This window comes from Bacillus sp. ISL-75 (assembly GCF_018613095.1).
The window spans coordinates 1-26,263 of record NZ_JAGGQX010000075.1 but is presented as its reverse complement, the minus strand read 5'-3'; the positions used below and the strand labels follow the sequence as shown (position 1 = coordinate 26,263).

The following is a 26,263-nucleotide window of genomic DNA, read 5'->3' as shown; positions in this document are numbered from 1 at the left end:
CGGCTTCTTATATGTCATATACGTCTTTAAGCTGTGGATTGGCCAGAACAGTAGCCCTTCCCCCGTACTTTCTCTCTATATGCGAATCCCCCCACCTACACATTAGATGCAGGATCTCCTTTAGACTCCAGCCGTAGTCTGTCAACCCATACTCGACTTTTGGTGGAACCTGATTGTAAGAAATGCGTAAGATGACGCCTTCCTCTTCAAGCTCCCGAAGTTGTTGCGTTAACATTTTTTGGGTAATTGCGGGTATCAAGCTTTTCAATTCATTGTTACGTTTCTTGCCAAATGTTAGATGAAAGAGAATCACAGGTTTCCACTTTCCTCCAATTACCTCCAAAGTTACCTCTACCGCAGTGTTGTAAATCTTATCAGGGTCCTTCATTACACACCTCGCCTCCCTTTTCCGAATATTTCGACACAGGTCACTGGTAAACATCCGATGAATTGGAGCCATTAAATGTCCGTCTTTGAACATTATAACTGCAAGCAAAATATTGTGCTATCCTGCCCCTGTTAATTGAATAACTTATAGTTCGATTACTTACGAATAATCCCTTCTCTTATTCAAGAATATGGCCCTAAACAAAAATAGACGCATCTTTTGTTAAAGAATTGCGCCCGATTCTTTAATAATACATGAGCTTCTTTTAGCTGGATTTGATATAAAACGAATTGTAGAACCTTGTGTCAGAATAACGGCAGAGTATTTTGTTTTAGCCATGCTATTATGGTATCATAATGATATTTTAATTAAGCGCATTCCATTCCACGGAATGTTGCTTTTTTCTATATATCGACACTCCACTCCTGGTTACTTTTAGATGAGGATGTAGTCTCAAAGTAACTTACTTCCCCCTCCTTTATGGGCAGTGATGTCAGCTGCTAAGGTGTGGATCGACACGGCGTGCCATCTGCCGAAGTAAAGGTGGCGTAAAAATCCTCCTTTTGTTGCATGCAAATTTAAGAATGTAAATCACTCAATATTTCAATGATATTTCACAAAAGCGCCCTTTAATGGAATAGCCTTATTTCTGAAGCAATGCTCATTAACTCGTTCAGTGATTCTCTGGCTTGTTGTTATTAAAAACTAATTGCCAGGCAGTTGGATGCCGCGCCAGCCGCTTACATCGCATTGGCCATATTCATTATCACCCACAGCAACCACCGTGCCGTCCGATTTAAGCCCGACGGTATGGGCACAACCCGCCGCTATCGCCACAATATCGCGCCAATCACTTACATTACATTGGCCATACTCATTCCAACCCACAGCCACCACAGTACCGTCCGATTTAAGGCCGATGGTATGATTACTACCCACCGCTATCGCCACAATACCGCGCCAGCCGCTTACATCGCATTGGTCATGTTTATTCAAACCCACAGCCGTCACCGTACCGTCCGATTAAGACCTATTGTATGAAGATAACCCGCTTCGACCGCCACAATATCGCACCAGCCGCTTACATTGCATTGGCGATACCGATTATTACCCACAGCCGTCACCGTGCCGTCCAATTTAAGACCGATGGTATGCCAGTCACCCGCCGCGACCGCCACAATATCATGCCAGCCGCTTACATTGCATTCACCTTCATTATTTCGTCCCACTGCTACCACCGTGCCATCCGATTTAAGCCCAATGGTACGACGCCAACCCGCCGCAACCGCTACAATTTCGCGCCAGTCGTTTACATCGCATTGGTCATGCTTGTTCCAACCCACAGCCGCCACAGAACTGTCAGATTTAAGACCGATTGTATGAGCATTACCCGTGTTCGTCGCCATATGAACATTACCAGCCGCGACCGCCACAATATCGCGCCAGCCGCTTACATCACATTGGCCATATTTATTATCACCCACAGCCGTCACTGTTCCGTCAGATTTAAGCCCAACGGTATGACGACGACCCGCCGCTATGGTATCTTTAGGCCACCGTTTCACCTTTAACACCGCTTCTTTCGGTGAAATGTAATCCATGTTTTACCTCCTTGAATTAAGCAACCCTGCAGTTACCTGACAGTATATGTAACTTTACGATTGCTCGTCAAATGTAAGCAACTGTATGGTTGTGTGATAAAGGAACCATATCTAACTGTCCTTTTAGTTTATTCCATTATCTGGCCCTTTAATGGAATAACATGACTGGCGTTTTTAAACACCTTTATTGTAAATGTAACAACTTTATTTGTAATGAAACATCTTTATTGTCATCCAACAAGGAGTCCTGCCGACAAAACGCGGATATCGTATGTTAGACATTTTTCAGAAGATAAAACCCTGATTTTTTTACGCTAGGGTACCTCCAACATTTTGACGTGCAACTCACACTAATTACTAAATGGAAAAAAAGCCGATCTCGTACGCAATACCACCCAAATTTCAGACACCATTAGTTCAACTGAAACGGCTACTACAAAAATTCAATACGATAAAAACAACCCTACTGACGTTACAGATCCAAATCAAAACAAGACAGTTTACAGTTATGATCAAAATTCAAATACAAATTTCAATGATGAATCCTCAACGGCAAGAGGCTGATGCGAAAACCTATGATTCCAATGGAAATGTTACTTCAAGTACAGAACTTGGAGCCCCGACATACAATCTATTGGAAAATGGTAGTTTTGAAAGATTAGATTCATCTACAGGGAATTTTATTGGATGGTATAAAGATGGAAATACATCAGCCATTTCTTCTGATTATATAAATGCATACGGGACAAAGAGCGTGAAAATGTCCAGTACTACTACCACAGATGCGTATCTTTGGAGTGATTATGCTTCTGTGAATCCTGGAGAAAAAATCACACTTTCTTCTTTTGGTCGGATGGTTAATGTAACCGGTAGTGGTGGAGCTGGTATTGCTCTTTATTTTTATGATAAGGACGGTAAGTTTATTAAATATTCCGGTACAAGTGGATATACAGGGACAGGAATGGTAGATTTACTTGTAACTGATACGGTTCCAGCTAATGCTACTTATGCGTATGCGTTATTGACACTTTCTAATGCATCAGGAAGCGTTTGGTTTGATGGGGTTCAAATGGAAAAAGCCCCAAAATCAGATGAAGGGAATATACGAACTGATTTTAACTTTGTAAAAGAACCTCAAAGTTTAAATTTTTATTCTTATGCCAAAAATAACCCGATTATGAATATCGATCCTACTGGTAACTTCTTTGTAACCAGATACGGGCATTGGTATGGTTATACTTTTTTGCTTTATTTAACTAATACTGAAACAAAAAATTTAGCTTATGCTATAGGTACAGGGTCAGGTACATTGGCTTATATATCAAATTATATTAAACATCCAATTGGTGCTTCGGTGGGAAAGACTATCTCCTATGTAGGGAGAATCTATGCCACAACACTTACTTTCAAAAATAACGGAAGGGGAGTAGTCATCTATTTTAGATGGAATTCTAGCTTTACCCTTATTCTTATTTGGCTGTAGTACTGTTCAAAATATAGAACCTACTGCGAAAGCAACTGAAAAACAAGAACATGTGTCTGAAAACCAGAAAGACAGATCAAAGAAAGAAAAAAATAGAGCAAAATCTTTATCTGATATCTACATCCCTAACCCGCAAGTATCTAATGATACGGAGCTTCTTCAAGTAGGGCAAACGATAAAAGATAGTAAAGGTACAATAACCTTAAAAGAGATTGCCGCACAGAATAAGATTTATACGGTTGGACCAATTGATTTGAGAATCAAGAATGTTAAGCTGATTCACAATATGCCGACCTATTCGTTAATGGATTACTTTCATTATTACACAGAGGACTATGAAGAATTTGAATTTATTAAAGTGGAAGTAGAGCTAGTCAATAAATCAGATCAAACAGTTCATTTTGGACCAGTTGCTCATCTAACAACAAGCAATGGTGGGATCAAAACTTTCGAAGATGACTTTTATATAGAGTACTTTGGCGGAGAATTGGAGCCAAAGGGTTCAAAGCAAGGAGCACTTGGGTTTATAGTAAAAAAATCAACCCCTGATATAAAATGGATAGCTATTCAAACCAGTGAGGTACTTGATGAAAATCATAAGGAATTAGGTAATTCACAAAACATTAAAATTAAATTGAATTAAGTTTTCTGTTATTAAAAAAAGACCTGTGGAGGTCTTTTTTATATAGTCGATATTAGGGGAATGTTCTCCATTCTATTGGTGGTGCATATGATTCATGTCAGGACTGTCGTTAAAATTCAGAGCACCACTTCCAATGGTTGCGACTAAACCAATAATTGACAGGGATAAAACGAATGAGAGAAAAAGTGTAATAAAATTTGTTCCTTTGATAGGATTTTCCTTAACTGCCATTTTATTCACCATGATCATTAAAGATAGTACGGAAAGTAAATAAATGATATCCATTGCAATGACCATGAAAACGACACGGTTTCCAGGCATCATGTCTCCAAGCATAGCCCCCATCATGGCTCCCATAAAACTTGCTGACATGGCTTCTATAATTCCCGACACCCCAAAAAGTTTTCCGATAAAATAAGCTAAAACACTACTGACGGCAATCGATAATACGGTTGTATAAGCTAATTCTCCTGGTAATAATAGTGCTAGCAAGAGGCCAACAATCGTACTGCTTACCATGCCTAGTGACATCGAAATACACTTACCCGTCATGGAACTGACGTACTGTTTTTTGGCAGCAGTATGAATGCAAAAGTAAATCGTGTAGGCAACAATAATGATCGAACTAATGAATACTAACATACTTACAACCTCCTAGTTAGGATAAGGGAGTTGGTTTTAAAACCAACTCCCTTATCCTTTATGAATGGCAAGAATCCCCCGTTTTCATGCTGCACGCTGATGTTTTAGCCTTCGGGCGCGGAAGGTCTAGTGCTGGGTTACGATCGAAAAATCCTACAGGCTTTAATTGGAAACTTTGATACGCAGTTGGCATTACCGGCCAGTCTTCTGGTCGTGTGATATGGTGGTGCCCCATTGTATACCAAACAACAATATCTTCATTCTCAATTGGGCGATCCGCTTTTACAAAATGCTCTAAACTGTCTCCCCCCTTAGATTGGTTAGGATATTTTCCGGATGCATACATTTGATTACGGTCATATTTCGTTACATGAAGATGGTTTTTAATAAATCCTGCACGTTGAATGACGGTTGCATCTTCACTCGCAAACGGAAGGCAATTTTCACCAGTCACAAGTTTATATCCTACTGGTTGACCAACAAAGTTCTTTGAATTTGTATTAACGATTTTCCATGTTTTTTGTGAAGCCAAATCAATATTGCTGACGGACTCAGTTTCCGTTTTAAAGGTCTTTGAAATCGTATAGAAAGCATTATTATTTGGATTATTTGGACCTGGCTTTTCTGAAACCGTATGTGATTCCACTAGGGAGTTTCTTACCCCATCAAGAATTGGATCGATACGGAAATTAAAGAAATGTTGATGGTATGGTGCATTAACCTGCGGAGCAACTTCTGTTCCATACTTTGGCTTTTCACCTTCATCTAGAGCACCCACATTTAAGATTCCTGTCAATTTCACTTCGCACTCAATCGTTCCATCTGGATAGAAAGACCAGAAGAAACCATAATCATAGTTTGCTACTGTTGCAAAGAATGAGATAACCAGACGACGTGAACGACGGACTTCCACTCGATTGGTTCTCCAATCGGTATGCTTCCAAGCCACCCCGTAATCTTCTTCATGAAGACATACAGCATTTTTCACTGTAAATGGTTCACCTTTACTATTTGACATAACCGCATCAAAGTACTGAATATGACCAACACAGTCACACCCCAGTTCCAATGAATTAGCTAGCTGGCCGATTCCGTACTCCCCTGCATCAAAAGCATTTTGCCAGTTATGTGCAGGGTTTGTATCACTGTAAGGAACAACCATCTCGGATAATGCGGCCCGGTAAAGAATCGGGCGGACTTTCCCTTTATCCTCATATCCTACTGTGTGTAAAACAAGCCCTTCTCTTGGGGTAAAACCAAATCGAATATTCCATTTTTGCCATTTAATACAATGGCCATCCAATTCAAAACTTGGACCGTCTGGTTGAATAATTTCCAAAGGTTTTACATCTTGGCGAGTATTAATTGGGTAACTCTTTGCTTCTTCAGGTGTAAAAGCACCATCAGTAGGTGGGAGTGGTTTCACACCATAGTCTTCAATCCTATCAATTTCCAACTTATTTACATCCACTACTGCGATCAGACCTGTAATTGGATAAGCATAGCCGTTTTCTCCCTCTGCTGGTCTGACCCATGCTAATGCACGAACAAGTCTTTTACCCTCGTCTTCTGGAATATTAAAGTAACCGGATGACCAAGGGTCTACCATGACCAAACTTGGATCTGTAATTCCACGTTTTAATAGAGCTGCTTGATAATCAGGATCATTTTTAACTAACTCTTCAACCGCTTCAAATTCATCCAGTATAAATCCAGGACGAACATCTGGAATGAGTTCCCATGAAACAACTGTATCTTTTGTGAGAGATACAACGGCTTCATAAGTTTCATTCGTATCTGGTTCTAATAGAATGATAAATACTTCCCTGTCAAAAGGCATTCCCTCTTTAAAATTAAGGACTAATTCTTTTTCCGGCTCATGCAATACCACTTGTGCAAATCGGGCTGATTCACTCAACTCTTTTTCCCTTCCTAGAATCGCGACCGCTTTTGTAATTTCTTCAGCTGTTAATGGCTCTAATGGATGAATAGCTTGGTTTACTTTCATTTCATGTGTTTGCATAAGTGTTTCCTCCCTTAAAATATTGAATCTAGTATTGATTACTTGTGTCTTGATAAATTTAAGAATAGTCTCATTTCTAATGTATTTATTGTAAAAAACGAAAATATGTCACATTTCATACAATTTCTATGTCATATTTCCTTACATATTGAGAAAATATATCTAATTCAAGTGTTATTATTTTTTTGAACAAATATTCAAACATATCGAATCATTTAATGTCAACCAGATACCACTAATCAATTCATGCTTTAATTAAGAAAGGATTGAAGGAACATGCCTTTACAGAATAGAAATAACTATTTTCCCTCCCAGCCTGAAATACAGAGGAATACTTTGCGGTATCAAGAACTTAAACCGATTGGCATGTGGTTTAGTAAAGATATCGCACTCTTCTTCCAATTTAAAACGGAGAATCATTCTGCTACGAGTCTCTCGCTAATTCCTGATGGTTGTTTTGATATGTTATTTTGCTGTGATCCCAGTATTCCAACGGCCTTTCTTTGGACCAGTCCCTTCCATCGAAAAAAACAACCTGAATTCCGTAAAGACTGTGAATATTTTGGGGTTAGATTTTTCCCGGAGCAAACTATTATTAAATTAAACTCCCCATTAAACGAGCTTCTAGCACAAAAGATACCTTTGATGGAGGTAATGTCGAATGTGAATTCAATCATAGAATTAATCGCTTCGGGGAAATCTTTCAGTGAGAGAATTGAACAATTTGATTTGTTTTTGCGGAAGCTGCTTTTTGATAGTAGCAAAGACCAAAAAATGGTCTGTTATGCGATTGAGAAAATCTATTCCTCTAGGGGCATGGTAAACGTTCATGAATTATCCGATGTGATTGGTTATTCCGAACAGCATATTCGTAAAAAGTTTGAGGCTTATATTGGATTTTCACCAAAACAATTTTGCCAAATTGTTAAGTTTCAAAATTCTCTGGATATATATTTAGAAAGAGACGGGTCCAACATCTTAGATATCATCTATGACAATGGATACTATGATCAGGCCCATTTCATTAAGGGCTTTAAAAAGTTTATTAATTTAACACCTAAACAATATAAAAAGTTTCTTAATGAAAGCAATGGTTAAATATTTAATTACAAAATTGTTAAAATGGTTGACTCAATGAGACAACCATTTTTTATCACATATTTGAAAGAATTATAAAAGACTAAAAAAGGAGGTAGGCCCTCCCATGCATTACAGTTCCAGCAATCAAAGGCTACCACCATTTAAACCCATCCTCGTGTAATAATTTATCCGACTCATTCGGACCCATTGACCCTGACCTATAGGGATGGAGTGGAAGAAGATTCTCCTCAAATGCCTCCAATACTGGCTGTACCCATTTCCATGATAATTCAACTTCATTCCAATGAGCAAAAAACCTGGCATCACCACGTAATGCATCAAAAAGTAGTAGTTCATATCCTTCCGGTACATCTTGCTGATTGGCTGTAAACTCTACAGTAACTGGCTCAGTTTGATTGGTTATGGGATTTTTCAGATTCAATTGGAACGAAACACCTTCGTGGGGATTAATTTGGATAATTAATAGATTAGGCATCATCATTTCATCAAAGTTAGAATCTTTTAAGGGATTCTTAAATTCAATCACGATGCGTGTCAACTTTTCCTTCATTCGTTTGCCCGTGCGTAGATAGAAAGGTACTCTCATCCAGAAGTCGTCATCTACCCATAAACGAGCTGCAATAAAGGTATCATTGGTTGAAGACTCCTTAATTCCAGGTTCCTCTTTATATCCAATAACTGATTGGTCATGGACCTCACCCCTGATATATTGACCACGAACCATATTAACAGCTACCTCTTTTTTTAGGGTCGGCCTAATTGACTCCATGATTCTTTTCTTTTCAATGGATATCTCTTTAGAAGTACTCTTTCCTGGTAGGCTCATAGTGGTCATTATCAGCAATTGCATCAAGTGATTTTGAAACGAATCGCACCTGCCTGATCATAGTAATCAGCTCTTCCTTCTACCCCAACTGTTTCACTAGCTGTAATTTGAACATTAGCAACGTACTTTTTGTTCAATAAAGTTCGAATAACAGGATTGGCCTGTTCCAATGCCTCGAGGTTTTGAACCATGGGCTTACCTAAATAATGATCAATACGATAAATCTCGTCTTCTTCAAAGCCCTTTTTTAATTTTTCATTTAATTCACGTGCCGATTGTAAATCACGACCAAAAGGCTTTTCGATAATAAGCCTCCGCCAGCCTTTGGTAGAACCTAATCCACTCTCCTTTATATTTTCGGTAATCACATCCACGAATTCTGGAGCAACGGATAGATAGTACATGCGATTTTCAGGTATATTCCTCTGCTTTTCACCTTTCTGGACGGTTGTCAGTAAAGTTTTATACCCTTCCCGTTTGGTTACATCCAGAGTCTGATAGTGAAAAGCACTTAAAAATGCATCTAGCTTTGAAAAGTTTTCACATGAACGCCTAGAGAATTTTATAATAGATTCTTTGACATGAGATTGAAATGCAAAATCACACCATTGCCTTCTTCCTAGACCGACAACGGCAAACTTTTGAGGTATTTTATCATCCAAGAATAAATTAAATAAAGCCGGAAAAATCTTTCTTTTCGCTAAATCACCAGTTGCCCCAAATAATACAAGCGTCATAGAGTCTAATTTCAAAGTTTTTGGGGTATCTCGAGGACACCCTTTTAAATGAATATCCTCTGATATTGTTAATCTACTCATTTCTAGATTTCCTCCTCCACATACTAAGGAATCTTATGAATAATTTTAATTTTTCATACACACCATACGTTTTTCAAATTAAAACACAGGGCCCACTTTTTTATAAAGACAGGCTTCTGTGTTTTTAAAATGATATACTGGTTTTCTACTCAAACCATGGGACTTCAATTAACGTGCGGCCAATCCATTCTCGTAGAATTTCATTGGTAGGTCCCATTAATGCCCCCGCTCGACCATCCCGTAAGTACTTTTCCACTTGCCCGGTGAGATATCCTCGTCCACCCGAAACTTGCAGGGCCTGATTAGTCACCTGAATGACAATATCCGCAGCTTGTGTTTTTAACTCCCAGAGCGGATATAAGCATTTTGATAACTCTTCCTCATTTTTGATACATCGATCCATCGCTTCACTCACACGGAAAAGCATACTCCTAGCACTATCTACTATAATCTGAGATTTTGCTAGTTCATGGCGAATGACCTGATACCCAGCTACTGCTTTTCCAGTGTCTTTATGCACTTTTTTCTTTGCACTGTCAATAGCTGCGTTAATGGCTCCTTGAGAAATCCCGATCCAGCAAGCACTCGTTCCTAACAAAAATAACGGATCAATCACATTATCGTTATATCTGTTCATTCCCCCTTCATCCCCAACTCGATTTTCCACAGGGACCATAACATTCTTAAATTTCATTGGACCACTGGAATTCCCACGCAGCCCCATGGCGGAAAATGGGAAGGATTCAACACCATCTTGATAATCCTCCACTAACAAAAACATCAGCTTATCCGATTTCGTACTGTCTGGTGAATTGGTACAAACGATATACCAGTCTGCTTCACCAGCGCTTGTCACAAATGATTTGTCCGCATTCAACAGGTACCCTCCATCTACTCGAGGGGCTTCACTTACCACATTCCAAAAGTGACTTCCTGTGTCTGGCTCACTAAACGCTAGCCCGCCAATCTTCCCTTCCAATACAGCCGGGATCAAACGTTGACGTTGTTCTTCAGTTCCTGCAGAATACAATGTATGTACCGCAGCTGTATGCATTACCCAACACATAGTAGAAGAAGCACAATATTGGGCAAACGTTTCGGCTAATACGGCAAAACCAGTTAAGCCATAACCTGCTCCCCCCGCTTCAACTGGGAGAGTAAATGCACCATAACCCGATTTCGCGATTGCCTGAAGACTTTGACGAGGGTACATTCCTTCTTGATCTGAAATGGAAGCACGAGGTAATAGTTCACTTTTTCCAATCAAATGCGCTTTATTTTGAAGTTCTTCAAAACCGATAGGACATGACCACCAATCCGGTACCTTCATTACACCTTCATCTACAACAACATTCGTATCCGTCAATGTATTCATTCCCTTCCAAATTTTAACTTACATAAAAGCAGGTTCAGGTAATCTGTGTCCGGTATAAATGGCTTCCCCATCACTTTCTTTATCAAAAATAACCGTTGTTTCAGGCGTAAAAATTAAGACATCTCCTGCTTCGGCCACATGCTTTTCGCCCTTGTCATCACGGACAACGATCTTCCCTTTTAAAATCACCTTCACCTCTAAATACGTATAGGTAAATTCAAAATCTTCCGAAGGCTTCATAGAAAAGTAACCCATGGATAAAGCATTTTCTTTTGAACAAATTGGTACATCAATAATTTGGCTTTTTAATGCGGGGATTCCCAGTAGTCCGTTCAGTTCTTTTTTTTCATAAGTACGGGCTTTGATTAATTGAACACCTGGCTTTTGGCTTAAGTAATTGAATTCCGTTTTTGTCAACGTTTTTTCATTCATCCTCTTCACCTCATAATGGATATATTTAATACACCCCTATCATGACATAAAAAAAATTCCGCTCCAACAGAGTTTTCTCAATTTTCAGGAAAATGTCTGTTTTCATGTAAGGAAACATAACATAAAAGATAAATTATTTTGTTTCTTTAGAATAAAAGCTTTTCTTGTCAGAGCATTTAACTAATCTTACAAAAAAAGCCGGCCCAAAAATCCAAGTCGGATTTCAGACCGGCTCCTTCCTTTCCACTTTGATAGAATAAAATTCTATGAAAGGATTTCCTTCTTTGGAGTACTTATGGTATTCAAATCAGGTGCTATGCTAATATTCGTATATGCTTGCTCTTCATGAAAACTTAAATCCAAACCAAGCAGCTCTTCTTCTTCTTTTACACGTAACGGTGTAAATATGCTGATCACTTTCAAAACAACCAAAGTTCCTACTGATGCTAAAAGAATCGCTACAGCTACACCAACACATTGATGAAGAAGCTGTTCTGGGTTACCATATAACAACCCATTATTCCCGGCTGCGTTCACATCCTTTGTTGCAAAAATACCTGTTGCAAGAGCTCCCCAAATACCAGCCATTCCATGCACACCAAATGCATCCAATGTATCATCATACTTTAAACGAGCCTTTAAGAAGAAAATACTAAAATAGCAAACAGGTGCAGCAAGTATACCAATTATTAACGCGGACGGAATCGTTACATACGCGGCGGCCGGAGTAATCGCCACCAGTCCGGAAATGGCCCCAGTAACTGTCCCAATTAGAGTCGGGCGTTTGCGTAATTTCCATTCTATCAGAAGCCAGCTTATTCCAGCTGCGGCCGCGGCTATATGGGTAGTTGCAAAGGCAAGCGATGTGATAGAGCCGGAAGCCAGTGCGCTTCCACCATTAAAACCGAACCAGCCAAACCATAGAGTAGTAGCCCCGAATAAGAAGAGCACAATATTGTGTGGTTTGTGTTCATGTGAAAGATATCCTTTTCTTGGTCCGATCATTAAAGCCGCTACAAGTGCACTAACACCTGACAGAATGTGAACAACTGTACCACCTGCAAAATCAAGCTCTCCCATCTTGTATAGCCAGCCGCCTCCCCAAACCCAGTGGGCCATTGGAGCGTAAACAATCGTAGGCCAAAGGGCAGCGAATATCACCCATGCGGAAAATGAAATCCGCCCTGCTATCCCACCGGAGATAATAGCTACGGTAATAGCCGCATAGGCAATTTGTAGCATAGCAAACAGATAATGCGGGATTGTTAATATGCCAAGCGCCGGTTCTCCCCCAACATCTTTAAAACCGAGGAAATCAAGACCACCGATTAAACCTCCAATATCGGTGCCATAGCTCAAGGTATATCCCCATAAAACCCAAACAACACTAACAATTAAAAGACTTACAAAACTATGCATCATGGTCGATATGACATTCCGTTCACTGACCAGCCCCCCATAGAAGAGTGCCAAACCTGGAACATGCATGAAAATAACAAGAGCTGTCGCAACAATCATCCACGCCGTATCTCCAGTATCAATTTTCGGCCCTGGTCCGGCAGCAAAAGCATTTAATGGAAAACTAAAAATGAGTGCCATGATGAAAATAAATAAATAATTCCTTTTTTTCAACAATTTAAGCATATATTGCCCCTCCCTTTAATACATGACAGATTTATTTTTTAATGGAATTCTAGAGAAATAGAATGGTGATATCTATAAATAGTTACCACCTGCCAAATCTGGAGATAACCTCTTCCAACCCAATAGCTGTTCGGCTTGACTAATCATTCCTTCCATAATTAGTAAACGTATTCTACTAGAAGAAATAATCTCTCCCGAACTACAACGAATGGGTTCCAAAACTTGGACAGAGAAATGTTTACGTAAAGTATTTACATCTCCCTCTCGATTCTTACCAAACTGAAAATCTTGTCCCTCCCATATTTCTAATGGATTTAAATCAGCAAGTTCTGTTAGGAAGGAATGAACTTCTCTTCCCATAAAATTAGCGTTGAAAGGTGCTACAATGACATAATCGACACCAAGCAGTCTTAGCCATTTTATTTTTTCAGCTAAAGGTGTTAACAAAAGAGTCTCTTTTTAAAATAAACCTGGGGCGGCGGATCAAACGTATAAACAACCAGAGGTACATTAAACTTTCTTGCACGCATTTTCGCTCCTATGATCAGCGTCTGATGTCCTTTGTGGACTCCATCAAGCGCTCCTATCGTCAATACTGAAGCGGTAAGTTTTAACGTCTTATCTTTAAGTACTCGCAATTCCATCCATCCTTTTCATTCTAGTAGCCCCATTCACCAGTCTACCCGTTCAAACCCATCACCTCTTAATGTCAATAAATATTACATCACTAACCATTTATCTTACGATTACTCATATAATCACATAAGTTGCTAGAAAATCCTACTTTATTTTCCCGAATATTGAGAAAATAACGAATTCAATGTTATGTATTCTAACATTTGATTATATAGAAGTTTGATAAGTTAGTGAGTTGTGCCAACAAACGAGTATCTGGAGAAAGGCTGCTTAACCATACAATTACTTTTGTACCTTTATATAGTTATCCCTATAAGTTGATTAAGTGAATGATCTAAACGATTATTAATTTCTTGAGCGATTTCCGTCTTTCCATATTCGTTCAAGCCTACTTGGGTATCTTGGATAAAAACTCCTTTTCCTATTATTGTAGCTCCAAGGATAGAGAGCACCGGTTTAAGTGCATATTCTAGCATTAGTAGATGGACTGCCGTTCCGCCAATTGCAATTGGTAAAATGACCTTATTAACGAATACTTCTTGTGGCAGTAAATCCAGATAAGCTTTCAGAATCCCACTAAATGAAGCTTTATATACCGGTGTGGCAATAATAATAGCCTCAGCTTGTTCGACTAATAGATTTGCTTTTTGTATTTCATTACTATCAAATCGGGCATGTAATAAATCCTCTGCTGGAAACTGGCACACTTGAATGGTTTGTACCTGGAGCACTCTTTGTTCTAAAACCGTGTGGACATAATCTAAAACTCCATTTAACCGTGAAAATCGTGATGGGCTTCCTGAAATAATGACCACTTTTTTCATTAGATCCTCTCCTCTTTTCCCATTTTTTAATGAGCTAATATTCACACAGGTTATAAAATAAATAAACAGACTTTTCCTAAATAGTAGGATGATATGAAATTGTACGTTACAAAATCTTACAATCTCCGTTTTTTTTTAAATAGAAGATCACTAAAAGTGCATTCTGTGTTAGATATATTGACATATAATTCAAAATTATCCCAATAATCAAGAAAATCAAGTGGGTTTTTCATGGTGAATATGTAATTATATTTTTATTCCAATCAATAAAGCTTTTTAAAAAGAATGACACCGAAGGCAAGTATGACAACATTTAAATCTTTATGGAAAAAATTTTTTCGAGGTGAAGAAAATGAGTGAAAAAACAGTAACAAAAGAGAAATTCCATTATTTAAGCGCGAAGCCAGGTGTCCAGCTAATCAAAGCAGGTACTTTTGAAAAAAAAGAGCTGAACGGACTACTGGGAATTCCAGCATTAAAAAGCCAAATTATTGATGTACCAATTTGTTCAAAAGAAAATGCCTTATCCATGGGTTACTTTTCTATGCAACCTTCGGAAGATTTTGAATTCACCTATACCTATTTGGAAGAAAAGGTCATAATACACGGAAAAATTGTTGTACGCGACGATCAAGGGATAAAATATGTGGCAGAAGCTGGGGACGTATTAATCTTTACTCCTGAAACAACGGTTATTTTTGATAAAGAAAGTGATGGGGAAGCCATTTATACTGGTCATCGTTTACCAGAACCTGCTTTTATGTAAGATCAAAATATTATAGTAAAAACTAGGTCAAATACTAAGATTCAGTAAGAAAAACGAGCATTCTAGGTCAGGTATTCCCGCTTAGAATGCTCATTCTATATAAACCAATCTATCTGTCAGGAGGGATAAGTAATGTCCATTTATGATAACCCAATAGATTTAAGAAAAAAAATGAGAAATCAATCTATCCTGGAACACTTCCCCTTCCCTTTTAAAGGAGACTCATATCGATATTCCAATAATTCTGAAGCACTGGATCCACCTTTTTTACTTGAGATTACTCCAGAATATTGTGAAGAGATAAAACTTAAGCGACAAATTTTAAATACTAAAAAAGACCAGGCATATCAGTCTTTTTCACACTCGTTAGAAGCACAATGGGAAATTTTAGAGATGATTTTGAACGAATTAACCACATTATACCCTAACAATTTCAGTATAGAGAAAAATAATAATTGCTGGACGTTTTATAATCGATTATTAGATGAAAACCATACTTTTATTTTTGGGGATTCCTCCAGCTTGCCGTATGAGCCATTAGACTTTATCGGCTGTCATGTTCAAGAAGATTTGATTTATATTGCCCAAAGAGATGGTGATCTTTATATGGATGCTGGGCAGCTATGTTTCCCAGCAAACTGGTCAATCGCATTTAATCTTGGTATGAGTTATACAGAATTTCATTCACCAGTACCGCACTTTTCAGATAGCGGCTTAGCAGAAAAAGTGCGTAATTTTCTTTTAAGAATGGAAGCAGGCAACCCTTGGACCCGATTGAACTGGACCTTAACAGTCGATCCCATCCTAGATACATTCCCTGAAAATTTTGATGAATGGGGAGTTAAAAAAGAAAACTTAACTACTGAAAATATTGGTCAGCTCGTTCACTTAAGAGTGGAAGATCAAAGATTATTCCGTCTCCCAAGAAGTAATGGGATTTTATTCAGCATTCACACCCATTTACGATCAGTGAACCAGCTAAGTGAAAATGAAAAATGGATCAATCGCTTTTATCGTGTCTTAAGCGATTTACCTGACTATATCTCTCAATACAAAGGATTTATTAGCTACAAAAATCAACTTATTGAATATTTAGAACAGACCTTACAGGTAAAACAGGGGGAATAAAGTGAACATGATCCAGTATCAGTTTTCTCTTGAAGAGAGGTTATATGAAAATGTGTATTCAACGGAAGTAAAGCTGCTAGATGGGGCGTTCCCTCAAAAAGTTGGCATTTTAAAAAACACTCAAGAATGGAATGGAGCTGAATTTATTCAGCTCCGTAGTCATTATGTAGAAATTTCAAAAGATCAAAATTTATACCGGCTTTTTTACCATGAACCAACTAAACAACAAATGGACTCTTCAACAACAAGTGAATCGTTTATGGGGCTTGAATCATTAAATCATACAATTTCAAAGCTTGCGTCTATGACAAATAAAGTCTTGTTATTTATTGATGAAGCAACTTTATTTGATAGTTTAGCAATAATTTATTATTTAAACTTAAGTAAAATTGAAATGTTCCTCTATATAAATTTAAATCGAACCCATTTAGAAAAAAAGTGGTTCCTTCAAAAAATTCTTCCTAATCGTATTCATATTGTATCATCATTTACCGAACAAGAGATTTCCCCTATCCTTCAAGTCCAAGTGATGGGTACGAAACTTTATATTGCTGGTCAATGGTCCATGATGAACAAAGTGAAGGAGATGGCTTATCAAGAAGGATTTACGGATGAGGAAATCCTATTCAACGGAATTGGACCGAAAGATGAGTGGGTATTTTGTGTGAAGTGTTATCAAATAAACAGAAAAGTGGATGTCGGGCATGATTTTGTTTGCGAACATTGCAGTGCTACTCTGGATGTTTCTGTTCACTACTCAAAAAGACTTGATGCATATCTCGGATATTTAAAAATTTAACATGAAGGAGGAAATAAAGTGGCTACTCAAACAATTGATGTTATTGTAGATGAGATTAATCTTGAATCACCAACGGTTAAAAGTTTCAGCCTGGTAACGGCAAACGGTTCACCGCTGCCACGATTTAGTGGAGGATCTCATATCACCACCTATTTAATGACTGAACAAGGTCTGATTGAGCGCCACTATTCGCTGACAACTGACTCTGATATCACTTCCCACTTTCAAATTGCGATTCGACGTAGTGAACAGTCGAAAGGAGGTTCTATTTATTGGCACGATCAAGTAGAAATTGGAGATAAGCTTCATATTAGCTATCCCAAAAACCACTTTCCCCTAAGTTTCCGTGCCAAACATCATGTCTTCTTTGCTGCAGGAATCGGAATTACACCTTTTTTAGCAATGGCAGCGGACTTAAAAAGGAAAGGAATGACCTTTGAGTTGCATTATGCAGCTCCTTCAAGGGAATTGTGTGCCTTTCATGATTTCTTAGCTAATACTTATCCAGACGAAACTCATTTCTATTTTTCAAAAGATAGGAAGAAAATGACTACTGACCTTATGAAAAATAAACCAGTGGGAACACATGTCTACTTTTGCGGTTCAGAGTCAATGATGAAAGAATATGCCAATGCAGCAAAAACATATGGATATCCCGAAAATAGCATTCACTTTGAACTCTTTACCCCCCCTGATTTTGGTCCACAGCACGATTTTCAGGTGAAGTTAAATAAAAGCAATCAAATACTGACTGTAACGAAGGAAGAAAGTTTGTTGGAAACCCTCCTTAAACATAATATTCAAGCTCCGTATTCATGTAAAATCGGCGGATGCGGCAGTTGCCAAATCGATGTACTCGCTGGGGATATTGACCACAGAGACTTCTTTCTGTCTGATTCTGATAAAAAGGAAGGGAATGTCATATTGCCTTGTGTATCAAGGGCTAAACATGGTTGTCTTGTTTTAGACTTATAGATAAAGTGAAAATAAAAAGGGGCTATAAGAAATGCACACTACATCTGTCGTTCAAACGAATGATTTCGATATTATGATTAATGGTGTAAAGAGCACTCTCATGGATATATTTCCTGGATTTAATGAACAGGATCGCCTAGGAATTGTGGTTCGCCAATCAGGTGGGAGTGCTGGGGCAAGCGCTCTCCTTATGGCTGCCATAACGAAATTTTATGATTTCCATCGCCCATTGCTTGGAAACGAACCTGGAAAACTCCGAATCTATCCCGAATTTTTTATTTTCCATGTAGGGAAACAACATATGGACCATTACTGGATGGATGTGTGGACGCCCAATAAGGAAGTGATTATAGAGGATGATCCCGAACAAATTCTTGAAGCCGTTAATGACCGTCATATAACTAGGTTGCTCGTCGAAGACATTGCACCTTCTCGAGCTACATTTTTACCTGAAACAATCAGCAGCGCCAAACTACGGATAAAAAGCGCCATCGCTTACTCTCCTACTGGGAGAGTTCAAAATCATGACGTTTATATTAAAAGCTGCCCGGCTGCAGAAGGCTATGTCTTTTCTTCGTTTAAAAGATCCTGAGAGATGTTTGAACCGGATCAATACGGCCAGCTGATTGATTATCGAAAGACACTAATGGTCGCCGGTCGGGCGGTCGAAACATATCGCAAGATTGAAATAACAGAAGCTTTTCAAATGGTCACTCATTCAATTGCCCCATCGCCTACGACAAGTCTATATATCTCTATGGCATAGAAACCTATGCATAAAGTGTCCCTGATTTACCATTAGGGACTTTTCACTTTCTCTATAAAAATGCAAATGAGATTTCAAATATGAAATCTCGTTTACATTCTTCTAGCCAGAACTTATCAATCTGATTGTTTAATGATAGACAGCTATTTCATGAGCGATCACGATGAACAAAATCGCAGCAATGATGGTTACGTATGGCCAAATGCCAGCCCTCTTTACTACCGAAGGATTCTTCATATCCATATCCTCCAGCATTCTTTCAGGAAACTTCCCTTTGTCGGTTACGTAATGCCTAAATAGAAACACTGGAATAATAAGAGAGGCACATATTAAACCTGTCCATAATGTACCTTCGCCCCATATATCCGCTCCCATTCCGACAAAGATAAGATTGACAAAAGCGAAGACAATATTTGTGACTAAAAGCCACATAGGCACTTTATATGGACGGGACGAATTTGGACGGTCAAGCCTATGAATCCATCCAGCATTCAAATTGAGAAAGTTAAAGATGATATAATTTACATTTGCTATTGCAAGTATAAATGTATAATCCGACAGCAAAAGCAAAATAATATTGAAAGTTAAATCCGTCCACATCGCTTTAGTCGGGGCACCATTTTTATTAACATAGGATAGGTACTTGGGGAACCATCCATCAACTGAAGCCTGGTATAATGTTCGGGATGAACCGGCCATTGCGGTCATAATCGCTAATACTAATGAGAGGATTAACAATAGGACGAAAAGACCTTCGATGATAACACCTCCACCCAGCATATGTGCCATCGCCTTACTAACACCCGCACCACTTGCAACATCCGGATCGAGCAGCCCTTTAAGCCCTAAAGTATCTTGAAATACAAAAGGCACCAGTGTAAAGATAACGATGCAAAGTAAGCCCGAAGCAAAGATTGATTTATAGGTGTCTTTCTGCGGGTTCTTTAATTCACTTGTATAACACACGGCTGTTTCGAATCCATACGTAGACCAAGCGGCTAAAAACATTCCTCCAAACATTAATGTCCATCCTCCCATATCCCAGGAACCTGACAATGGATGAAGAGGAAATAAGTTATGGATTGAAACTCCATGGGTAAATAATGGGATGATTCCAACTAATAGTAACGGTAAAAGGGCAGCGATTGCCAGTACTTTTTGTAGACGTGCAGCAGAGAGGGCTCCTCGATGTTGGATGGCAAAAATCAGTAAAAGAAAAGCAGCACTTATCATAAAGCTGGCATTAATACGTAAGGACAGACCCTGCTTGATCCAATCCAAATTTAATAGGGTAAGCTGCCATGTCGTTATGGCAGAATCGGAAAAAAAGATACTTAATACGTACCCTGATGCCAGCTGCGTTCCAAGAGCTAATACGGGGGACCATGCGACCCAATTGCACCATACCGATAAAGGAGCAATTAGTTTTGAATAACGAATCCACGCCATGGCACCATATACGGATGCTCCCCCGGATTTATTTGGAAACATGCCTGCAATTTCGGCATAAGTGAATGCCTGAAGAAAACCCATCAAGATCGATAATGCCCAAACTACCCAAGAGATATTCCCAACAGTAGCTGCGATAGCACCAATAGAGAATAATACTAAGGCAGGGACTCCACTGGCAAACCAAAACGCATCCTTCCAAGTAATCTCTCTCTTCAGTTCTCCAGTCGTACCTAGTGAGCTTTCCACATGCGTACTCGATGAATCTACTACCATTTCTCTTTCAGCACTCATAAGCAACATACCTCCCACTCCACTGCTTTTCCTCTCATACTCTCACCTCAAATGGATTTATTATTTAATACTCCCCTATCTTTACATAAAAAAAGATAGGCTCCAATTAAGTTTTCTCAATTTTCAGGAAAATCAACGTTTTTGTGTGAGGAAAGATTACAATGAGAATTATTCCTAAGAAAAATTCATTTCTTACAATGAAGATAGTTAAAAAGAAACGACTACTTTAGGTATGATAGTAATCACACAAAAAAAGAGCACAATGTAATCGATGATCCTTTTACATTGCACTCTTATTTCTAATTGATTATTTAATCGCATCTTCTAAGAACTTGGTATGTTCCAAATATTTTAAACGATAGTTTTTCCCCCATTCATACATGGATTCCAGGATCGGCATTAAGGACTGCCCTAGTTCAGTTAGGGAATATTCTACCTTTGGCGGAACCACAGGATAAACTTTACGGTTTATAATTAGATCTTCCTCTAGTTCACGCAATTGATTGACAAGCATTCTTTGTGTTATGTCTGGAATGATTGATTTTAATTGATTAAAACGCAGCACTCCATGCTTTCCTAAATGCCACATAATCAGCATTTTCCACTTTCCGCCGATGACATTTAAGGTTAATTCCTTTTCACAGTTAAACGTTTTTTCATCAAAACGACTCAATATCCTCACCCCATTTTAAATACACTCTAAACCTACGGTATATTTTTCTACACTATATGATTTTAAAGTGCGTACTTTTTTTTTAGAATATTTAAAATATAATTGAAATTGTAAGAAAACTCAATACATTTATTAGGAGGAATAAACATGGAATTACAATTAGCACTAGATTTGGTCAATATTGAAGAGGCAAAACAAGTAGTAAACGAGGTTCAGGACTACATTGATATTGTAGAGATTGGAACTCCAGTTGTGATTAATGAAGGACTTCATGCCGTAAAAGCAATTAAAGAAGCTTTCCCCTCTTTAGTTGTTCTTGCCGATTTGAAAGTGATGGACGCTGGTGGATACGAAGTGATGAAAGCATCCGAAGCAGGAGCGGGGATCGTCACGGTTTTAGGGGCGACAGATGACGCAACCATTATTGGTGCGGTAGAAGAAGCAAAGAAACAAGGATCAAAAATTCTGGTAGATATGATTAATGTTAAAGATATTGAACAGCGCGCAAAAGAGGTCGATGCCCTCGGTGTTGACTACATATGTGTTCATACTGGATATGACCTTCAAGCTGCAGGTGAAAATTCATTTGAACAGTTGAGAACAATTAAACGTGTCGTTAAAAATGCAAAGACCGCTGTTGCAGGTGGAATTAAATTAGAGACACTTCCAGAAGTGATTGAGGCACAACCAGACTTAATTATCGTAGGAGGTGGCATCACTGGTCAAAAAGATAAAAAAGTTGTTGCTTCCGAAATGCAGAAACTAATTAAACAAGAAGCACTTGTTTAAGGTAAGGATGTCATTGCAATGGAAACCACTTACTATTTAACAAAGGTGATTGAAGAGCTTACTTATTCTTCCCTTCAAATATCTGATTTTGAAGCCGAACAATTAGTCAATTCTATATCAACATCATCAAAAGTCTTTGTAGCTGGTGCAGGAAGATCCGGACTAATGGCCAAGTCCTTTGCCATGCGAATGATGCACATGGGGATTGATGCCTATGTAGTCGGAGAAACGGTGACTCCAAATATCGGAAATAGGGATTTACTCATCATCTGCTCTGGTTCCGGTGAAACGAGAGGATTGGTTTCCATGGCAGAAAAAGCGAATAACATTGGAGCTAAGGTAGCGCTTGTAACGATTTCTCCTGATTCTACCATTGGCAAGCTAGTTGACATGACTGTTCAGATACCTGGCTCACCGAAAGATAAAGAAACCAGTCAATATCACACGATTCAGCCGATGGGTTCCCTGTTTGAACAAACGTTATTATTATTTTTTGATGCTTTAATCCTAAGATATATGGATATTAAGCATTTAGATTCGACAACTATGTTTAGTAGACATGCAAATCTAGAATAATATTATAGTATTTTCTATAGTAACTTAACACTACAAAGAAAGATAAGGGGCTCACCTCCTCTTTCTTTGTTTGTTTGTTAGTAGTTCTACTTTATAGAATGGCGGTAGGACTTTTACCTTACATTCGGGAAGGAAAGCTACTTCATTCCCCTGACATCCAGTCTGAATCTATTTCCCCTTTGTCTATCTCCAGATTTTTTACAACAAAAATTATAATTTTTGGGTTATTTTTTGGGAAGTTGTTTTACATCAATAAAAAATGGTTGTTAAATTATGTTACATAACTATTCAAAATATTGTCAAAGGATTTTACTATTATGATTGTGTAAAAGTTGCTACACAGGAGGATGATTGGAATGTCCGGAGTAATACATAAATCAATGTTGCTTCTAACTCTATTAGAGCCAAATGGCGAAAAAGAAGATTGGAGTACAACCGAAATAAGCCGAGAATTAAAGATCCCGGTACAGACGGTACACAGATTACTTAACTGTTTGTGCGAAGTTGGCTTTGTTGTTCAAGATAGAGAAACACGAAGATTTCGTCTCGGGACTAAAATAATGGAATTAGGTTTCTCCATTAGAGAAAACATGTCCGTTCGTAATGCTTCTTTACCTTTTTTAATCAAATTATCGAATGAAACGAAAGAAAATGTGAGATTGTCAATCGCTGAAGGATCCGAAGGGGTAGTAATCGAATCTGTTAATTCAGTAAATCCCATCTATAATTTTAATACAGGTGTGGAGTGTATACGTCTACCTCTATCCATTGATGCCGCCAACAAGGTGATTTTAGCTAATTTAAGTTTTAGGCTGAGGGACAAAATTATCACAGAACTAACTGAAAAGGATATAGTTAAGGACAGGACTGATTTAGAAGAAGAATTAAGATTAATCAAACAACATGGTTTTTCCATAACACCTGGTGAAAAGACTACGGGACTAACAAATATTGCAGCTCCAATTTTTTCATGGGATAACACTGTAGCTGCATCCATTAGTCTATCTATCAATTCGGCAAGTCAAAATAATCAATTGAATAAAATAATTGATTCACTTTTAAAATATGCAAATGCCATTTCAGAAGAACTAGGATGGAGAATAGGCATGATAAAAGCTTTAAGATAATATTGTTCTAAAAACGAATTTTTTAATAAATAGTCAGTCATACTTATCTACTATTCATCTAAGGTATTAATAATTATTCGACATTTCTTACAATGGTGATAGTATTATACATGCAGGTAATTATTACAAATTAATATAGAAAACAAATCCTCTAGAGGTGCCTTTTTAAAGGGCTGAGATTGAAGTGCTACTTCGGGACTCTATGAACCTGATCTGGTTAATACCAGCGTAGGGAAGTGGAAAACGGGATATTTGAGTGCGCACGCATATCATTTCAAATTATCAAACCACTTTCTTACATGGAAAGTGTTTTTTTTGTTTTTCACTTGTTTCAATTAGCGAAATTTTTTAAGGGGTGACGCGAATTTTAACGAAAGCTAAAGAGTTACATATTATTTCAAACGGTAAGATGCCAATCGAGCAGTTACGGGAGATTTTAATCGATATACACCCCTATGTAACGTCGATTCACTTACGGGAAAAGCAAAAAACAGCAAGGGAACTTTTTCAAGCGGTGGATTTGCTTTCCAAAGATATCCCCCTATCAAAAATAATCATTAATGACCGGGGGGATGTCGCTTTCGCTACAAGGGTGTCAGGGGTCCAATTAGCCTTTCATAGTTTAGAGTCAGCAATAGTAAAAAAAGCGTTTCCGGAGTTAAGGGTGGGAAGTTCCATTCACTCTTATCATGAAGGTGAAAAAGCTCTCCAGGACGGTACGGATTACGTGTTGTTCGGCCACGTCTACCCTTCCCAATCTAAACCAGGATGGACAAAGGCAATTTCTGTTCCCATGGAGGTTCCTGAGTTGTTGTACCATAGCCACGGACTCCTTCACTAATTCCCAGATTTGATAGACAACAGCTTCTTTATATGGGGAAGTTCATATTCTTCAATTTTTATTCTCACGTTAATTCCTCCTTTTTCTCGTATAAAATTATTCTAGTAATTCGTATCGGTAGCAACACAAATAACTCCGTTCGAATAAATTGAAGCGGAGTTACTATAAGTTTTGAAAAATCCCTAATTAATTACAGCATTTTATATATTTCAATAAGGTTCCTATCTGGGTCTCGAAAATGTGCAATACGTGATCTCCATTCTTTACGATCGTGTGGTTTAGTAATAAATTCAATCCCATTTTCTCTTAAACGGTTATAAGTCTTATCAACATCTTCTACTTCAAATTGAAGTAGAAATTTTGATTGAGATTCCCCTTCTAAAAATTTATTTTCCTCTCCGACCACTTCTTCCATGGCTTTTCGGGATAAAAGCTCGATTTTCATTTCTCCATTATTGAAAAGTGCATATTCCATTTCTTCTTCATACCAACTTATTGGAAGTCCTAATAAATCTTTGTAAAAATTGGAGCTTTTTTTAAAATCATTAACCAACAGTCTAATTTGTAATAACTTCAATTCAAACCCCTCCTTAATGTTGAGTAGTACGTCCCGATGTTAAACTAAATAACATCTTCTGATTAACTTCAATTTACTTACGAATAATCCCTTCTCTTATTCAAGAAAATGGCCCTAAACATAAAGAAAAAGCACAATTCTTGTTTCAGAATTGCGCCCGATAAATGAATATTATTTTTAATCTTCTTTACTTTGTTTTGCTTTAAAGAAATTCCCCCCTTTTGTTTTTCATCATCAGTTCCCCAATATATTTTTTTGTCCATCTTTTCTAGTTTTGGGATATGTTTTGAACAGTGAATATAGGCTTCATCAACTTTGATAAGAACCCAACGTTCGGGTCTATTTCCTTCTTTTTCTTTAATATCCTTCTTTATCTTTTCTGTCATTTTTAGTGATGATAATTGTCCATTCTCTAGAATAGAAGCTTTACCATTAACATGTAACCCAATGCAATACTCAAAAAAATCTATAAACATTAATCCGATATGGGGATTTTCAATAATGTTCCCTAAACTTGCCATAACACCATTCCCCTTATATCCAGGATATATTAATGTTTTATCATCAATAACCCGTACAAAACCTATTGAGCCAGCTCTAAAAGAGGAGTCACAGTTACCCCTTGAATCAGATGTTGCTATAAACATCATACTTTGGTTAGATATAAACTCTGTCATCTTATCATTTAGGTAATTAAGCATTTGATTTTCATAGAAAGAGGAAGCCTTCTTTGTTGTTCCATGTTGTTCTTGTAGTAGATGTTCTCCTCTTGACATTGTCTTTCAACCCTCTCTTTAATTCTGCATTATCTTAACACATAAATGCTAGGTTATTATTCATTTCTCCCACTCACCTTGTTCGATCGTTTAAGTATGAATTTTCACAATCTCTTCTAGATTAACATAGAGATCCTAATTTCCTAAATGGTATTGTTCCACAATCTGGCCCTATACATTAAAAAGAGCACATTTCTTGCTCAAGAAATGCGCCCTATAATTGAATAACTGATTATACCTAGTTTAGTATAATTAAAATCTTTTACTTGTATGCTTGCCATACTCCTCCCG

The 26,263-nt window shown here is 38.0% G+C and carries 26 protein-coding genes, 2 pseudogenes and 1 riboswitch; of the genes and pseudogenes, 13 read left to right on the top strand and 15 right to left on the bottom strand.

Features of this window, described 5'->3' with window-relative positions; genetic code table 11:
* Nucleotides 1-7 precede the first annotated feature (7 nt).
* Together J7E63_RS26420 and J7E63_RS26415 are read right to left on the bottom strand one after the other, a co-directional pair.
* Complete coding sequence (locus J7E63_RS26420; protein ID WP_215017934.1) at nt 8-388, bottom strand: winged helix-turn-helix transcriptional regulator; 381 nt, start codon at nt 386-388, stop codon at nt 8-10.
* 705 nt (nt 389-1,093) lie between these two features.
* A pseudogene (locus tag J7E63_RS26415) lies at nt 1,094-1,989 on the bottom strand (RCC1 domain-containing protein).
* 508 nt (nt 1,990-2,497) lie between these two features.
* On the opposite strand from J7E63_RS26415, the gene J7E63_RS26410 reads away from it, so the two are divergent.
* The gene (locus J7E63_RS26410) at nt 2,498-3,472 is read left to right on the top strand and encodes an RHS repeat-associated core domain-containing protein (protein WP_215017932.1); all 975 of its coding nucleotides are present in this window, start codon (nt 2,498-2,500) and stop codon (nt 3,470-3,472) included.
* Nucleotides 3,473-3,524: 52 nt separating this feature from the next.
* On the top strand, nt 3,525-4,115 hold the full coding sequence (locus J7E63_RS26405; RefSeq protein ID WP_215017930.1) for a DUF4352 domain-containing protein: 591 nt from the start codon (nt 3,525-3,527) through the stop codon (nt 4,113-4,115).
* Nucleotides 4,116-4,187: 72 nt separating this feature from the next.
* Here the strand turns inward: J7E63_RS26405 and J7E63_RS26400 are convergent, their stop codons facing one another.
* Nucleotides 4,188-4,757 carry a hypothetical protein gene (locus J7E63_RS26400; protein WP_215017928.1) on the bottom strand — a complete coding sequence of 190 codons (570 nt, stop codon included), beginning with the start codon at nt 4,755-4,757 and terminating at the stop codon, nt 4,188-4,190.
* A 58-nt stretch (nt 4,758-4,815) separates the two neighbouring features.
* On the bottom strand, nt 4,816-6,780 hold the full coding sequence (locus J7E63_RS26395) for a primary-amine oxidase (protein WP_215017926.1): 1,965 nt from the start codon (nt 6,778-6,780) through the stop codon (nt 4,816-4,818).
* Nucleotides 6,781-7,116: 336 nt separating this feature from the next.
* On the opposite strand from J7E63_RS26395, the gene J7E63_RS26390 reads away from it, so the two are divergent.
* Nucleotides 7,117-7,878, top strand: a complete 762-nt coding sequence (locus J7E63_RS26390; protein ID WP_251033795.1) for a helix-turn-helix domain-containing protein — start codon at nt 7,117-7,119, stop codon at nt 7,876-7,878.
* Between the two features lie 133 nt (nt 7,879-8,011).
* Here J7E63_RS26390 and zwf read toward each other — a convergent pair.
* The 7 genes and pseudogenes from zwf to ssuE all read right to left on the bottom strand — a co-directional run bounded on the left by zwf (nt 8,012) and on the right by ssuE (nt 14,436).
* Nucleotides 8,012-9,444, bottom strand: a pseudogene (gene zwf, locus J7E63_RS26385) (glucose-6-phosphate dehydrogenase).
* A 226-nt stretch (nt 9,445-9,670) separates the two neighbouring features.
* Nucleotides 9,671-10,900 (bottom strand): acyl-CoA dehydrogenase family protein, encoded by a 1,230-nt coding sequence (locus tag J7E63_RS26380; RefSeq protein ID WP_251033794.1) that lies wholly within the window; start codon nt 10,898-10,900, stop codon nt 9,671-9,673.
* An 18-nt stretch (nt 10,901-10,918) separates the two neighbouring features.
* Nucleotides 10,919-11,332, bottom strand: coding sequence for a cupin domain-containing protein (locus J7E63_RS26375; RefSeq protein WP_215017922.1), 414 nt, complete (start codon nt 11,330-11,332; stop codon nt 10,919-10,921).
* Nucleotides 11,333-11,596: 264 nt separating this feature from the next.
* Entirely contained in the window at nt 11,597-12,874 is a 1,278-nt protein-coding gene (locus J7E63_RS26370; RefSeq protein ID WP_215017968.1) for an ammonium transporter, read from the bottom strand.
* A 174-nt stretch (nt 12,875-13,048) separates the two neighbouring features.
* On the bottom strand, nt 13,049-13,423 hold the full coding sequence (locus tag J7E63_RS26365) for a hypothetical protein (RefSeq protein WP_251033793.1): 375 nt from the start codon (nt 13,421-13,423) through the stop codon (nt 13,049-13,051).
* Nucleotides 13,417-13,614, bottom strand: coding sequence for a nucleotidyl transferase family protein (locus tag J7E63_RS29905; protein WP_251033792.1), 198 nt, complete (start codon nt 13,612-13,614; stop codon nt 13,417-13,419). The genes J7E63_RS26365 and J7E63_RS29905 overlap by 7 nt, the downstream gene beginning before the upstream one ends.
* Before the next feature lie 294 nt (nt 13,615-13,908).
* Nucleotides 13,909-14,436: an NADPH-dependent FMN reductase gene (ssuE, locus tag J7E63_RS26360; protein WP_215017919.1), complete on the bottom strand. Its 528-nt coding sequence runs from the start codon at nt 14,434-14,436 to the stop codon at nt 13,909-13,911.
* 352 nt (nt 14,437-14,788) lie between these two features.
* On the opposite strand from ssuE, the gene J7E63_RS26355 reads away from it, so the two are divergent.
* From J7E63_RS26355 to J7E63_RS29900, 6 genes are all read left to right on the top strand, one after another.
* Nucleotides 14,789-15,202: a cupin domain-containing protein gene (locus J7E63_RS26355; RefSeq protein WP_215017916.1), complete on the top strand. Its 414-nt coding sequence runs from the start codon at nt 14,789-14,791 to the stop codon at nt 15,200-15,202.
* A 132-nt stretch (nt 15,203-15,334) separates the two neighbouring features.
* The gene (locus tag J7E63_RS26350; protein ID WP_251033791.1) at nt 15,335-16,330 is read left to right on the top strand and encodes a heme-dependent oxidative N-demethylase family protein; all 996 of its coding nucleotides are present in this window, start codon (nt 15,335-15,337) and stop codon (nt 16,328-16,330) included.
* A 7-nt stretch (nt 16,331-16,337) separates the two neighbouring features.
* The gene (locus J7E63_RS26345) at nt 16,338-17,129 is read left to right on the top strand and encodes a dimethylamine monooxygenase subunit DmmA family protein (RefSeq protein ID WP_285289978.1); all 792 of its coding nucleotides are present in this window, start codon (nt 16,338-16,340) and stop codon (nt 17,127-17,129) included.
* A gap of 18 nt (nt 17,130-17,147) precedes the next feature.
* On the top strand, nt 17,148-18,104 hold the full coding sequence (locus J7E63_RS30385) for a PDR/VanB family oxidoreductase (RefSeq protein ID WP_215017912.1): 957 nt from the start codon (nt 17,148-17,150) through the stop codon (nt 18,102-18,104).
* 31 nt (nt 18,105-18,135) lie between these two features.
* Nucleotides 18,136-18,696 carry a hypothetical protein gene (locus tag J7E63_RS26335; RefSeq protein WP_251033790.1) on the top strand — a complete coding sequence of 187 codons (561 nt, stop codon included), beginning with the start codon at nt 18,136-18,138 and terminating at the stop codon, nt 18,694-18,696.
* A 3-nt stretch (nt 18,697-18,699) separates the two neighbouring features.
* Complete coding sequence (locus J7E63_RS29900) at nt 18,700-18,870, top strand: hypothetical protein (protein ID WP_251033789.1); 171 nt, start codon at nt 18,700-18,702, stop codon at nt 18,868-18,870.
* A 129-nt stretch (nt 18,871-18,999) separates the two neighbouring features.
* Here J7E63_RS29900 and J7E63_RS26330 read toward each other — a convergent pair whose 3' ends face one another.
* Together J7E63_RS26330 and J7E63_RS26325 are read right to left on the bottom strand one after the other, a co-directional pair.
* Complete coding sequence (locus J7E63_RS26330; RefSeq protein WP_251033788.1) at nt 19,000-20,613, bottom strand: trimethylamine N-oxide permease; 1,614 nt, start codon at nt 20,611-20,613, stop codon at nt 19,000-19,002.
* A 307-nt stretch (nt 20,614-20,920) separates the two neighbouring features.
* A complete protein-coding gene (locus tag J7E63_RS26325; protein ID WP_215017909.1) occupies nt 20,921-21,286 on the bottom strand; it encodes a winged helix-turn-helix transcriptional regulator in 366 nt (121 codons plus the stop codon).
* A 147-nt stretch (nt 21,287-21,433) separates the two neighbouring features.
* On the opposite strand from J7E63_RS26325, the gene hxlA reads away from it, so the two are divergent.
* The 4 genes from hxlA to J7E63_RS26305 all read left to right on the top strand — a co-directional run bounded on the left by hxlA (nt 21,434) and on the right by J7E63_RS26305 (nt 24,619).
* Entirely contained in the window at nt 21,434-22,075 is a 642-nt protein-coding gene (gene hxlA / locus J7E63_RS26320; protein WP_215017907.1) for a 3-hexulose-6-phosphate synthase, read from the top strand.
* Nucleotides 22,076-22,093: 18 nt separating this feature from the next.
* Nucleotides 22,094-22,651, top strand: a complete 558-nt coding sequence (gene hxlB, locus J7E63_RS26315) for a 6-phospho-3-hexuloisomerase (protein ID WP_215017905.1) — start codon at nt 22,094-22,096, stop codon at nt 22,649-22,651.
* 356 nt (nt 22,652-23,007) lie between these two features.
* Nucleotides 23,008-23,778, top strand: coding sequence for an IclR family transcriptional regulator (locus J7E63_RS26310; protein ID WP_215017904.1), 771 nt, complete (start codon nt 23,008-23,010; stop codon nt 23,776-23,778).
* A 143-nt stretch (nt 23,779-23,921) separates the two neighbouring features.
* Nucleotides 23,922-24,030, top strand: a riboswitch (TPP riboswitch).
* Between the two features lie 103 nt (nt 24,031-24,133).
* Entirely contained in the window at nt 24,134-24,619 is a 486-nt protein-coding gene (locus tag J7E63_RS26305) for a thiamine phosphate synthase (protein ID WP_308162025.1), read from the top strand.
* 190 nt (nt 24,620-24,809) lie between these two features.
* On the opposite strand, the gene J7E63_RS26300 is transcribed toward J7E63_RS26305, so the two are convergent.
* Nucleotides 24,810-25,196: a VOC family protein gene (locus J7E63_RS26300; protein WP_215017901.1), complete on the bottom strand. Its 387-nt coding sequence runs from the start codon at nt 25,194-25,196 to the stop codon at nt 24,810-24,812.
* Nucleotides 25,197-25,273: 77 nt separating this feature from the next.
* Nucleotides 25,274-25,972: a pyridoxamine 5'-phosphate oxidase family protein gene (locus tag J7E63_RS26295; RefSeq protein WP_215017898.1), complete on the bottom strand. Its 699-nt coding sequence runs from the start codon at nt 25,970-25,972 to the stop codon at nt 25,274-25,276.
* Nucleotides 25,973-26,263 lie beyond the last annotated feature (291 nt).